This window comes from Mammaliicoccus sp. A-M4 (assembly GCF_022386955.1).
In the GTDB taxonomy this organism is placed as follows: Bacteria; Bacillota; Bacilli; order Staphylococcales; family Staphylococcaceae; genus Mammaliicoccus; species Mammaliicoccus lentus.
In genome coordinates this window covers 1-13605 of record NZ_JAJNHH010000024.1, presented here as the reverse complement: position 1 = coordinate 13605, position 13605 = coordinate 1, and the positions used below count along the sequence as shown (strand labels likewise).

At 28.5% G+C, this 13605-nt stretch carries 15 protein-coding genes; 11 read left to right on the top strand and 4 right to left on the bottom strand.

Translation table 11 applies throughout. From position 1 onward, the window contains the following. Positions 1 to 233 precede the first annotated feature (233 nt). From LQ682_RS13775 to LQ682_RS13725, 11 genes are all read left to right on the top strand, one after another. A complete protein-coding gene (locus LQ682_RS13775; protein ID WP_147641271.1) occupies positions 234 to 1502 on the top strand; it encodes a TcaA 3rd/4th domain-containing protein in 1269 nt (422 codons plus the stop codon). A gap of 350 nt (positions 1503 to 1852) precedes the next feature. Further along, entirely contained in the window at positions 1853 to 3304 is a 1452-nt protein-coding gene (locus LQ682_RS13770) for a formylglycine-generating enzyme family protein (protein WP_147641272.1), read from the top strand. Beyond that, positions 3304 to 4521, top strand: a complete 1218-nt coding sequence (locus tag LQ682_RS13765) for an MFS transporter (protein WP_239705634.1) — start codon at positions 3304 to 3306, stop codon at positions 4519 to 4521. Before LQ682_RS13770 ends, LQ682_RS13765 begins: the two co-directional genes overlap by 1 nt. 394 nt (positions 4522 to 4915) lie before the next feature. After that, positions 4916 to 5134, top strand: a complete 219-nt coding sequence (locus LQ682_RS13760; RefSeq protein WP_147641274.1) for a hypothetical protein — start codon at positions 4916 to 4918, stop codon at positions 5132 to 5134. A 105-nt stretch (positions 5135 to 5239) separates the two neighbouring features. Further along, positions 5240 to 5656, top strand: coding sequence for a hypothetical protein (locus LQ682_RS13755; RefSeq protein WP_147641275.1), 417 nt, complete (start codon positions 5240 to 5242; stop codon positions 5654 to 5656). Continuing rightward, positions 5657 to 5977, top strand: coding sequence for a hypothetical protein (locus LQ682_RS13750; protein WP_147641276.1), 321 nt, complete (start codon positions 5657 to 5659; stop codon positions 5975 to 5977). Between the two features lie 19 nt (positions 5978 to 5996). Further along, a complete protein-coding gene (locus tag LQ682_RS13745; protein ID WP_147641277.1) occupies positions 5997 to 6194 on the top strand; it encodes a hypothetical protein in 198 nt (65 codons plus the stop codon). A gap of 142 nt (positions 6195 to 6336) precedes the next feature. Continuing rightward, the gene (locus LQ682_RS13740; RefSeq protein ID WP_084756559.1) at positions 6337 to 6690 is read left to right on the top strand and encodes a hypothetical protein; all 354 of its coding nucleotides are present in this window, start codon (positions 6337 to 6339) and stop codon (positions 6688 to 6690) included. 5 nt (positions 6691 to 6695) lie between these two features. Then, positions 6696 to 7583: a DNA/RNA non-specific endonuclease gene (locus tag LQ682_RS13735; RefSeq protein ID WP_239704185.1), complete on the top strand. Its 888-nt coding sequence runs from the start codon at positions 6696 to 6698 to the stop codon at positions 7581 to 7583. Positions 7584 to 8172: 589 nt separating this feature from the next. Beyond that, a complete protein-coding gene (locus LQ682_RS13730; protein WP_239704186.1) occupies positions 8173 to 8364 on the top strand; it encodes a hypothetical protein in 192 nt (63 codons plus the stop codon). An 18-nt stretch (positions 8365 to 8382) separates the two neighbouring features. Next, a complete protein-coding gene (locus LQ682_RS13725) occupies positions 8383 to 9240 on the top strand; it encodes a hypothetical protein (protein WP_239704187.1) in 858 nt (285 codons plus the stop codon). A 1026-nt stretch (positions 9241 to 10266) separates the two neighbouring features. Here the strand turns inward: LQ682_RS13725 and LQ682_RS13720 are convergent. The 4 genes from LQ682_RS13720 to LQ682_RS13705 form a co-directional block, all read right to left on the bottom strand. Continuing rightward, positions 10267 to 10773 carry a phage tail protein gene (locus LQ682_RS13720; RefSeq protein WP_147641282.1) on the bottom strand — a complete coding sequence of 169 codons (507 nt, stop codon included), beginning with the start codon at positions 10771 to 10773 and terminating at the stop codon, positions 10267 to 10269. A gap of 3 nt (positions 10774 to 10776) precedes the next feature. Continuing rightward, positions 10777 to 11526, bottom strand: a complete 750-nt coding sequence (locus tag LQ682_RS13715) for an SAR2788 family putative toxin (protein WP_239724579.1) — start codon at positions 11524 to 11526, stop codon at positions 10777 to 10779. 18 nt (positions 11527 to 11544) lie between these two features. Further along, a complete protein-coding gene (locus LQ682_RS13710; RefSeq protein ID WP_147641284.1) occupies positions 11545 to 12348 on the bottom strand; it encodes a S8 family peptidase in 804 nt (267 codons plus the stop codon). A 197-nt stretch (positions 12349 to 12545) separates the two neighbouring features. Further along, complete coding sequence (locus LQ682_RS13705) at positions 12546 to 13550, bottom strand: Y-family DNA polymerase (protein ID WP_147641285.1); 1005 nt, start codon at positions 13548 to 13550, stop codon at positions 12546 to 12548. Positions 13551 to 13605 lie beyond the last annotated feature (55 nt).

The following is a 13605-nucleotide window of genomic DNA, read 5'->3' as shown; positions in this document are numbered from 1 at the left end:
GCCACGAAATTAGCATCATGCTAGCAAGTTAAGCGAACACTGACATGATAAATTAGTGGTTAGCTATATTTTTTTACTTTGCAACAGAACCTATAAAAACATATCCTTTAATTAAAAAACGATTTGGATTTAAAGTCAGCAGGAAATCACAACTAAATTAAAACGTTAAGCACCTCTTAAATCGGGGTGCTTTAATTTTAAAAAAAGAATGTAAAAGGAATGAAGGAAGGCGTATGAAAAAGAAAAAAGTTATATACTTAATATTGAGTGTTATAATCACAATTATTTTAATTAGTATCATTAGTCTTATAGTTGTTTTTAATAATAATGGTGTCGCTCAATTGGAATCATTTGAAAAAGCTATGGACGAAAAAGATTATGATACCCTATCCCATAAGTTATCGACCGCTTCTTTATCTGTATCAAAAGAAGAAACTAAAGCCTTTGTGACTTATATGTACAAAACGAATAACATTAGAAAGTTTCAAAAAGAAATGTCTCAGATAAAGCAAAATATTAAAGATGATAAAACTAAGAACTCAATTTATGGAACAATTACCGATAATCAAAACAATACGATTATTGAAGTGAAGCAAAATGGTAGCCACATGTTGATATTAGATAAAATAAGCTTTAAGCCCTATTCATATAATGTTTACCTAAAGCCACAAGATACATCAATGACATATCTTTTCAAAGACTTTGACGGTAAAGAACAAACGGTTGTGACTGATCCGAAAAGTTATACTAAATTTGGCCGCTTCTTTGTAGGTGAATATAATCTATCAGCTATTAAACGCTATGAATCCCCTTCTTTAGTTAAAGGACAACAAGAAGCCAGAATTAATATAAAGACAGATTTAAGAAACGCGAAGAATAAAGTTGTAGCAACAGAAAACTTTAAAGAATCTAGTTTTCAAGTAATTTTAGATAATGATGAACAATTAAAAGATTTAAAGATTTATGTGAATGGTGTTCAGACAAAGTATGATGAAAATCGTATATATGGACCGTACCCTTCTAACAGATCTATTTCTGTACATGCTGAAGGTAAATATAAAGGTAAAACTTTAAAATCTAATACAGTTAAAGTTAAAGAGAATAAAGACATCAACCATCAAAAAATAACGATGAAATTTGATACAACGAAGATAGATGAAATGATTAAAAAAGATAGAAGAATAGAAAACGAAGCTAAAGCGTTCATGAACGACTATACTAAGGATTTAAATAAAGCTTATAAAGAAGTAGATTACAAGCATGTAGAAAAGTATTTCGAATCAAACTCTAGCTTGTCTAATCATATTAAGTCTATGGTAGATAGTAAAAATAAATCTAAGTACACTATGCCAATATATACAAGCTATAAAAAAGACGGTTCAAAGATATACATAGAATTAATAAAAAAGGATAAATCGAATAATACTATTAAATCTCAATATGAATTAGCGTACAATCGCAAAGATAAGTCTTTTAAAATCGTATCATATGGTGATGTGTAGAAAACATAAGTTATTAAAAGGATTCTTATTTTTCTGAATGTGTTTTGGGATTTCTTTTCCCTTTTAAATAGCTCTATTATTTTTTAATTGCATTTTAATTATTAGAAAAATTAAAATTTTCTGACAAATCAATGATATTTATATTTATTAATGATACAATATTAATTGTACATATATTTGACTTTAGGAGGCGACAAATATGAAAACTTTAGAACGTGATTGGAAAGAGAGTATTTTTGAACCTGTACTTAATGTAAGTAATGACAAATGGGATTAATTCAATAAACAAAAGTCTTATAGACTATAGTCTATAAGACTTTTGTTTATTGAATTTAGAAAGGATGGAAAAAATGATATATACATCTAATGATAATTTAGAAATTTATAATGAAGATATGGAGGAATTATTTAAAATTGATAACTTACTTAAAAATTTAAATTTAAGGGATAAGGATGAAACTGAAAATACCATCCAATCTGTATTAGATATATCTAGCAAAATACGACATTTTGCAGTGGCTGAACAATTATTTGGAATGGCTATTGGTTTTAAAAATAGTTATGTAAGGTCAAAATTAATAGACTTTGTTAAATGTTGGTTGCCTTATCCTTCGGCTATTGAAACAATAATTAGATTAACCCATGACCCAGATGATGTAGTTTCTTTTAAAGCCATGAGTGTTTGTGGAGAAGAAAAAATAGAATTATCTGTTAAATATTTATCAGATATTGTTGGAGATATTACAGAAAGAAACACACCTAGAAAACCAGTAGGTTTAGGTGCCCAGATAGTAATACATAATTTACTGAAAATATATGATGCAAAAAATGAAGAAGAACTAACATATAAAAAAACTTATTTTGAAAAATATTTAAAATTTATGAATAACTATGAAAGTAAGATAAATATTTCTTCGATAATTAAAGAAAAATTTAAAGCTTTAAATGAAGAAAATATGATTTATGTAGAAGAAGGTTTCTTTGATTACGGTATAAGTGAAAATGAAATTAAAGAAAAAGATTTTGCTTGGACAGACAATACGCCTAGTACTAAAGTTTGGTTACCTGCTTATTATATTGATAAATACCCAGTAACTAATGAGGAATATGATGAGTTTTGTGAATTTGTTGAAAAATATGGACATATTTTTTGTCATCCAAATGAGCCTAAAAGTAAAAATCACAGAAGAAATACTTACTATGATTCTAGATATAAACCTGATCATCCTGTATCTGGTATTGATTTCTATGATGCCTATGCCTACGCTAGATGGAAAGGAAAAACTCTACCATCTGAATTTCAATGGGAAAAAGCTGCTAAAGGAAATTCTGTAACAAAGTGGCCATGGGGCAATGATTTTGATGGTCGTAAAGTACGCTACTCAGGAACGCTTTTTGAAAAAAAACCAGATTCTATATCAGAATGGCATGATAGATTAATAGATGTATATTACAACCAAGATATAGCACTTTCAGAAAGTATTAATGTAAAAAGAAATGTTTCAAGTTATGGAGTTCATAATATGCTTGGAGGTAATTGGGAATGGACCAAGAGTGATTACTTTTCCAAGAGAATGTTTCATCCTTCTTATAATCATAATCATGATAAATTAAACCAATTCGGAGTTTTAAAGGGAGGATCTTTTTATTCACATCAAGAGCTAATGTATCCTGCATTTAGAGGGAAAGATATACCGTTTTGCAGGCATGATGAAATGGGATTTAGATGCGTTAAAGAAATTCCATTACCATTATTGAGAAAAGCAAATAAAAAACCTATTGAAAATAAGGCGATTTACTAATGTTTTACAATTTAAGTTTTTATTCGTTATTAGTAACGCAGCTTACAACTAATTTAGCTTTTTCATTCTATACAATGGCAATTACTTACTATGTATATACTTTAACTAATTCAGTCTTTTTTTCAAGTTTAATAACTTTTATCAGTGTTGGTTCAAAAATCCTTTCAGGGTTAAGTATAAGCATTATAACTGAAAAGATTAAAATAAAAAATCTTTTAGTATTTAATGCTATATTTCAAATACTATGTATGACAATACTACTTATAGGCATTAATAATAATGTCAACCTTGTCATACTTTATATAATTATCATGTTTCTATCTTTTTCAAATGGTATTTTCACTCCATTGAAATCAAGAATACTGAAAGAAAATCTTGATAATAATGATATGGCAAAAGGTCTGTCTCTCATTACGAGTTTAGATCAAATACTGTTATTTTCTGGATGGATATTAGGAGCTTGGATTATTTCATTGATTGGTAATAATAATCTTTTATTGCTTTCTTTAATATTGCTTTCACTAGCTTTTATAGCAATTATTAATATAAAAATGAAAAATAAAAAGGAAGAGTTACAAAGTAAAAATCCAATTATTACAATTATGAATTCTATTTCGTTGTTAAATAGTAAGCCCATAATTAAAGTTTTAATTATCATTGAGTGTTTAGAAGTTTTAATAGGTTCCATTTGGATAGGGTCCGTCACATTAAAGTTTGTCCAAGTACATTTAAACCATGATGTAACATGGTGGGGATATATTAATGCTAGTTATTATTTAGGCACTATATTAGGCGCTTTTATTGTAATGAAGTATACTGAATTCTTTAACAAACGACCTATCCAGAAAATCACTATTTTTATGTTCATATACGGCATTCTATTGCTTCTATATTCGTTTAATATAATTGATATTTTTGCATTAATACTAGTCGTGTTGATTGGTCCAGTTTTACAAATAAAAGATATTATTCAGGAAACCTACTTTATAAATAAAATTAATGAAAAAGATATGATTAAGATCACAGGTTTAAAGAATTCACTTGTACAACTTTCCTTTTTAGTTTCTATATTACTAGTAGGTTATATTACTGAATATATACCTATACAGTATATTTATACTATTTCAGGTGTGATAACCTGTCTAATAGCAATTATGTTTTCTAGGTATATGTATACTAAAAATATACATATAGAAAAAGTGACAAAAAAGACTTAAATCATACTAATTTTTATACCATTTAGGTAATTTAGACTAAATATAAAATCTTACTTTTTTCTTATGTATTGTTCGGTTTAAACAAATCTTCGTTAACTATATTGAACTCGTTAAAAAAGATAAATCGAATAATACGATTAAACCTCAATATGAATTTAGCATACGATCGTAAAGATAAGTTATTTATTAACCTATCATATGGTGATGTATAGGAATAGGCCAGCACGTTATAAGAAACAAATTGAATGATAGAATGTTAAGTTTTATCTACCTATGTTATAGACATGGGTAGTTTTTTTATATTCCAACCAACAAATAGTTAACATTAGTTTACAATATGTTTGTTTGTATGTTACAATATGTTTGTAGTTAATAATAGAAAGGAGTGAAAACGATGGATACGCAGGCATTGAAGTTTGTAAATAACTGTAAGATTTATACACTCGCTAGACATAACATTGGTAAAGGTTATACCTGTATTGTCGTTTTTGAAAATGGTGTATTTCTCGGATTGTTAGATATACCTGTAAATGAGCAGATAGAAAACACGTTACTCGATACCGCTTCAAAAATAAAAAAAGACGTAACGTTTTTAGAAAAAACGCACGCCTAAATCGAAAGTTTTTTAAAGTGCTTGTGAACTTAGTTATCACCTTAAAAACTGGTGGAATGAGGACACATTCAACCTCTTATTATAACACTATAGGAGGTAATTATCATGACTAGAATGAATAAAAAGATTAATTCAATTGAGTTTACTTCAAATGGTAATCTGTATGATTTAAGACTGCAAGAAACAGACAAAGACGATAAAGTCAGACAATACGAAAATGGTTATTTAAAAGGTGTTGCTACAAGAGGAAATAATGAACCTTCTGAAATTCTTGTCTTATTAAAAAGTATTGAGATCATGAGAGATACTGATTTTGTTATTAAAGCTATAGAGTTTGAAAAAGATAATGAATTGTATGAATTAAGATTACAAGATGTATCGAATGGTGCTTGTAAAGTAAGGTTATATAAGAACAATGAATATGTAGACCAACTGAATACAGCAAATACTGAAGATAAATATAGTGTTGTTTTGATAAAGGCGCTCAGTATCTTGAATGCGAATCAAAGGAGAGTGGTTTAAATGATTAAATATCATACGCAAGAATCACTAGAAAAACTACAAGATATAATTGATAATTTCGTTGAAGAAAAAGGCACTGGTATTACAAAAAATATAGATGAAAAATCAATTATAATCATAGGCTCAGATATGAAGACTGTAAACGACGAAAGTCAATTCTCTTTTGTAACGCTTAATGTTCAAACTTTGGAATTAGAAAAAGAAATAAAAAGCCCTAAAGATTGGATAACTGAGAAAAAACCATTTAAATCAGTTGAGGATTTAGAAGAATACTTGAATGAAACCACATATGAAGAATTGATTTGGTTTAAAGCGTTATAAAAATCTAAGGAGGGTTACTATGTTAGAACAAATATTTGAAGCACATAACAAAAAGTATATGTTCTCAAAAATTGTGAATCTTTGGGGTGATGTAGAAATTGGTTTATATGAAAATTCGGATTTAATTGGATATCTAAATGAAAAGTATTCAGTAGAAGAAGCAGCTAAATTGATTAAAGCACATCAGGAATTTAAAAAGTTAGGTGTTATAGTTTGATTCTGTTATTCCCCTGCTATGTTATGGTGGATATAAAAAAAGCGACCACACAAGTGATCGCATATTTGGTTAACAGAATCATCTATTAAACCAAACAAAAAGGTATATTTATTATAACATAATTATAGACGGAGGAACTAATATGGATTTCAAAAAAATTAATGAGGTATTAAATCACGATCAAACTATATACACAAAATCTAATGGTATGAATGTAGCAATTAATACAGAATTAGGTTGTTATGTATCAGAAACAAGTGGTGTTTACTCGGTTTCTGATTTAAAAAATAATGACTTAACTAATATAGGACAAGAACCTATAAAAATATTAGGTATGCAAGAAGTCGGAGATATACTTGGCAAAAGTAGACATGGTGTGCGCTGGGCTTTAGAAAATGAACATTATGATGTAGTACCTAAACCGGCTTTTGTAAATCATCAAAAACGTGGCAATACTTATTTTTGGTTAGAATCACAATTTGATAAGAAAGGTTGAAAAATATGAAGTACATCAAGACGTTACTCGCAATAATCATAACAAGTACCCTATTAGCTGGGTGTGATTTCGAAAAGGATATTAAAAGAGAACTTAAACAAGAAGCTAATAATCAAATAGATAAAGGTTTAAATGAATTAAAGTCGAAAGCATTTAGTAAAAAATCGACAGTAAAAACAAGTGAAGAAGACAAGGCGCTTATCAAGGTTCAAACTAACGAAGAAAATTACGCTTTATTGAACGACAATAAAACAACACTCACAGATTATGATCAGCAACTCTTGAACCAAAATGGTAATGATAAATTTTGGGCTAAGTATTCAGATTTAGATGATTTAGGTAGAGGTGGCAGAGTTACAGCGCTTGTAACTAAACAAGCAGTTGATAGTCATTCATCCAAAGCGCAAGAACGTCCCTCTTTTGATTCAACAGTACGACTTGCAGGAGAATTTAAAGATGGCACTTACGATCCACTTGAAAAAAGGTGGAAAGGCAATGAAAGTAATAATCAAATATTACAGTTAGATGGTTATAAAGGTTATATCTATAACAAATCTCACTCATTAGCATGGTCGCTTGGAGGGGATATGGAAACGCACAATTTAACACTAGGTACAAGAGCGCAAAATGTCGGTAGTAATAGAGCCAGTGAAGGTGGCGGTATGGGTTATCCTGAAACGCAGGTTAGAAATGCGATATATAACCACCCTGAAGCTAAAATTTATTATGATGTACACCCTGTGTACAATAATGATGAATTATTACCACGTGGTTCACATGTAAGAGCTTATTCTATTAATGATAACGGTCAGACCGTTAACTTAAACGTTTGGGTATCTAATACTCAAAAAGGTGTAACGATTAATTATAAAGATGGTACTTATGAATATTAAAATAGTTAGGGGAATATTATGGGATTTCTTGTAAAAAATGCAAGTAAAATAAGAATTATAGTTATTGTTATTTTTATAGCTATTATAGATATGATTGGAGATAATATATATTCTCCTTATTACTATATACCGTTAACTATCTTATTTGTGACAATACATTTTTGGTTAATCGGCATTCGAAACAAGAATCAAGCTTTAAGTATTAAAGCTTTTAGGGTAAATATGATATTAAATATTATTCTTTTCATACTATGTATTATAGGTGTGTATATATTTAATTTAAAAAATCACTGGGTTAACAATCCTTTTATTGTACTATCTTACATTTTTATTATAGTAATAATAGCAATTTATATATATCACAGAGAAAGTAAAAATAATGAAGTATCATAAAGGAGAAAAGAAAATGGATTTTATTATTAAGCATATGATTAAAATAAGAGTTTTACTTATTCTAACCTTCTTGTTTCTGACTATTGTTATTGTTGAAGCAGACAAAACCTATTCTTATTATCTAGTGTTTATCATAGCTTTTACTTGTATCAACCTTTTTTTAACAGCATTAGAAAATAAACCTAGAGCAAAAGATATGAAGACGTTTAAAATTAATATGTTATTGCGATTCATTCATATAACTATCTTTCTTGCGATTGGTTATATATTAACGATTCGAACACACCTATTTGAAACGGTTTGGATTGGTCTAGGATTTATTGCGATAGTTACTATATCGGGTATGTATATTGATAAACGAGATAAAGAAAATACAATTTCAGATTAGTGAAATGGAGTTGATTGTATGATCAACCTTGATAAATATCAAGCAGTATATGACATATACGGTTTAACTAATAATCAAATTGAAATGAATACAGGATTAACAGAAAAAGAATTTAATGAATACTTCAGTAATGAAAAAACAATTAGTCTTGAAGCTATTAAAAACTTTGAGAATTTATATGGAATAGATTATAAGTTTTTAAATACCGCTTCTTTCATAAGAGAAGATTATGGAATCATTAATAATAGTTTAGATGAACCTATTCTTGCTAAAGAACTAAACTATTTAAAGTATATACATTACTTTTACTCTTCTCTTATTGATTTAGTTGTTATTCCAGATTATGAGGTATATCTATCTGATATATCTAAGTATTATCGAAAACTTAAAATACAAGGGTGGAATAGTTTTAAGATTGCTAAAAATATGCGAAATTTCTTACAAGATACTTTTGAATCGAGAAAACTAGATGTCATACTTGAAAAATTAGGTGTACGGATTGTTAAAAGAAGCTTATTGAGATATGGAATTAAGTCTTATCATGTGTGGATTGAAGACATTCCATATATCGTAGTAGATAAACATATCAATAATAAGCGATACCATATTGCGAAAGAGTTTATGCATATATTAGTGCCTAAGACATTAACAGAAGAAGAAAATCACTTTTTAGCAGATTCATTTCATATATACTTTGAACTATATAGAGATTCTAACTCCCTTGCTGAAGTTATAACCTTACTATCAGAAGATAACCCGAATTTCTTAAAAGACTTTATGTTGCAGCATAAGTTGAACATTGATTTCTTTAACAAACTATTTGAGCTACATCCCTCAACTATTAAATATTTCAAATCTCAAAAAGTATACGAGTAAGGAAGTGATCACAATCTATCTAATGGTAAATGATAATAGAACATATATTGAGGTTACTTGTCCTTATTGTAATAATCATGATGGAAATTTATTTAAAAAAATTAACAATGCCACGATGAAATTATCAAGATGTAATACATGTAATAAGGTATATGAAATTAGGAAAGAAAAACCTCACAAATACTTGATTGTAAAATATCAATGACAAATATAAAAACCACAACAATTATAGCGACTTGTTGTGGTTTTAACGTTCATATGACATAGTGTTGGTTTATTAGTGTATGATTAAATGCTCCCGTAATTAACAACCTATAAGTTTACTATACAATATTTTACTACGAATGGTAGTCTATTAAAATGTCCTAATATTGTACTACTCACTTTCTCTATGTTAATATTTAAGTGTAATATAAATAGCCATCAGAAACCGGCAAAGTATCTGATGACTATTGAGTAAAGGCTCACAGGATGAATGTGATTACCAAACGAACCTTATTGGGTTAGAGCTAACTGTATTTAGTAGTGTTTATACAGTTAGCTTATTTTTTTGGTTGTTTTTAATAGCAAGGTAAATTACATATGACATACTAATTGACCATGTTATTACAAGTGTAAAATCAAAGTAAATATTGATATCAATATCCATGCTACCACCCCTCTCTGTATACCAATTCAAGACTCGAGAGGTGTCACAAAATGTAAGGATCTTTTACTCAATTATTATTATATCATCAAGACCAAGTGGTGTTACTTATAATACCTTATAATTTCTTTAAAAAATAGGGTTGACTTGCTTTTAAAGTGATAGAATCAGTGTGAAATCAAAAAGAAATTTTGAATATAATTCTAATCTTTATGACCAACTATAAGCCCTTTTCTTGATTTGAGGGTACTACTACTTGTTAAGCTTATGCCATTCATAACAATATTTTACATACGAATGATAGTATATATAAGTCCGATTCTAAAGAAAAAAAGAGAGAAACATAGATCAAAAGGGAACTATGTTTCTCTTTATAATTATTAAACAGTTTCTTGAATTGTATCTATATAATTCCCAAATTCTGTTTTTATATTAGTAATTGTTTCTTTAGAAAAACTTATGATATCTATCACAGAATTACTAAGATATATCATATTTTTATCATTATAGAAGATGATATATGGTTCTACTAATCCTTTTTGAATATATAAAGAATAATTAATTATTTCTGTATTTTTTATATTTTCAATAGTTGCAATAATATATTTTTCATCAGTATAATGGAGTTCTTCATGCCAGTTTGTAATAGATAGAAAACGACCAATTCGTGTTTTTTCTCTAAATTTAACAGGATATAAATACTCAGATAAAAATGAACACTTTGTATTAGATTGGTTGCTAAACAACTGATTAATAATTTTAGAAATTTGCTTTTTTTCAAAACTATCTATATCAAAACGCATTCTATTTTCATGAGATGATTGAAAAAATGGAATTTCATTTTCTAAATCAAAATTTATTTGTTGTTCTCCGATGTTAATAATCATTTTTTAATCTCCAATTCTTTTTAGGTTGGCATCATATGTACCGCTTCTTGTTTTCTTACTACCTAGATTTTTAATGCTACTTGCACCTTTCCATGCACCTCCATTGTGACCATCTTTATCAACAGAGATATATTTGGGATTGCCTTTACCATTTTTCTTAAAGACCTTTTTGCCATGAGATACAGATTTTGTTGCAGAATAACCTAAGTTTTTAGCTGCTTGAGCAGCAACTTGAGGGCTTGTACGAATCATTGATGTTACAACGGTTTTACCATATTTTTTGATAGCCATTTTAAGACCTTGTTTAGCTATAAAGCCAACTAATACAGCGACTACTGGAGCAATTGAAGCTTTGACTTCATTTGTATCATATACTAATTTTTCTCCAGTATCTTGATCAGTGAATTCAGCTTTAAAGTCATTTTCATTCACAATTCTTAAAAACGTTACATCATATGTTTTATCAAGGTTATTACCATATTCGTCATTTAATGAAGCATCTACGGTAATTTCATCTGTATTTAAATCGTATTCTAAGTTACTTTCAATATCTAAATCTTTTGATTTATATTCATTTTCAATGTAATTACGTTTATTTTTAGTATAAATATTTTCTTTAACTTTGTTTTCATTAACTTTACTGTTAGAACTATTTAAATCGGCTTCTTTTATTACTTCAGCAGCTTCCGCAAAGTTCCCATAAGTCATCGTGATAATACTAGCAAGTAATAAAGCTATAAGTTTGTTTTTCATATTTTCTCCTTTGATGTATCAATTTATTGGGTATTTTTTTAAAACATGTGACAAATTATTTCTTGAATCCAATTTAGTTGTTAGGTAAGAAGTGAAATAAGCAGCGGCAAAAGATGTTCCATTTACAGTTGTAAATTCATCTTTTGAATCTAATGTATAAACTTCGACACCGGGCGCTTTAAAATCGACTTTTTTAGTTGGTGCATAAATAAATGGTTTGTTATTTTTATCTATTGCTGTAATAGAATAGACCTCATTGAAACGAGCAGGATAGTCACTATAATCATCCATATTATTTCCCGCTGCACCTACTAAAATGATACCTTGTTTTTTAGCTTTTTTTATAACATCATGTAATTCTTTGTTGTAACGTTGAAAGCCAAAACTCATATTGATAATATCTACATCGTTTTTAATACTCCAATTGATGCCATTCACTATACTATCTGTCTCTCCACCGAGTTCATCATCTAAAACCTTAACATCGTAAATACTTACTGTTTTGCTTATCCCGATTAACTTTTCTTTATGTTTCCCATATGTGATAATACTTGCGATTTGAGTGGCATGATTACTATTTGTAGTTATTTGATTACGCTTATTTATAGCATCATATTTTTTTGTGACAAACGCATTGTTAATTCTTTCATTATTAATACCTGTATCTAATATAGCCACTTTCGTATTAGAGTTGTTTGAATCTTTTTTTGTTAAATTTAGCGTTTCCCACGTCCAATTATTTGGCTGTTTATAGAAATAAAATGAGAAAAAAACTATAAGTATAATGATTACTATAAATAGATATTTGACACTACGTTTCATACGACACCCATCATTATTATCTAAATATACCCTTATTGAGATTGTTTAGAGAATAAAGACCTCCTGTTTAAATTTATATATTCAGTAATATAAATAATAAAAAACATTCTGAATATATATACTTTATATGTTTACTTATCTTCATATTTATGTCAATGATTGTTTTTATTTACAATATATGTTTATAAAGTTTATGTTTATGCTTTATGACCTGCTATAAGTCCTTTTCGTTGGGATAAAGTTCCGCTTCTTGTTAAGCTTGCCCCTTTCATAACGATATTTTTACCATATTTATGACGTATCACGTCAAGCTGATTTTCAATATTTTCGGTTTTGACTTGAATAGGATCATCAAATAATGATAATTGTTTAATCTTGTTAGGTATGAACATTCCGAAAGATATACCAATCGTTCGATATAAAGCTTCTTTTTCAAGCCTGTTTGATAAATACCGCCATAACTCATTAATAATTGCATAAGTATTTTGGTAACCATGTTTATTAGTGAACTGTTTTCGTACACCTCCACCGTCAGAATATCCAACATTGATACTTATTCTAGTAGGATAAAGTTGTTGATTTCTTACTCTAAAATAAACCTCTTCTACCTGTTCCATTAAAACCGTTTTTAACTCATTCATTTCATAATCACGCATAAGTATTTGAGATTTACCTAAAGATTTATGTGTTGTTTTATGTGGGAATCTTATGATACTTTCATCTATCCCGTTAGCATGTAAATGCAAATCAACCCCAACTATTCCAAAATCTCTTTTCAAATATTCAACTGGATAGTTTGCTAAGTCCCCTATTCTGAATATCCCTTTTTTATTCAACTTTGCTTCAGTTCGTTTATTAATACCCCACATTTTGGTTAAAGGTTCTATATGCCATAATTTTGCGGGTATATCTTCATAACGCCATTCAGCTATTCCTTCTTTTGTTTTCTTTGCTTCTAAGTCCATTGCTAATTTTGCGATTAAAGGATTAGAACCAATACCAACTGTGCTAAATATTTTCGTTTCATCATAAATCCGCTTCTGAATGATTTGTGCCATTTCATAAGGCGTATTAGCAAACAAGTGCATACTTTCAGTGACATCAAGGGCGCTTTCATCTATAGAGTACGTGTGTAAGTCTATAGGTGCTACATAGTCTAAAAATATGGTTCTGTTGCAAAGTAAAAAAATATAGCTAACCACTAATTTATCATGTCAGTGTTCGCTTAACTTGCTAGCATGATGCTAATTTCGTGGC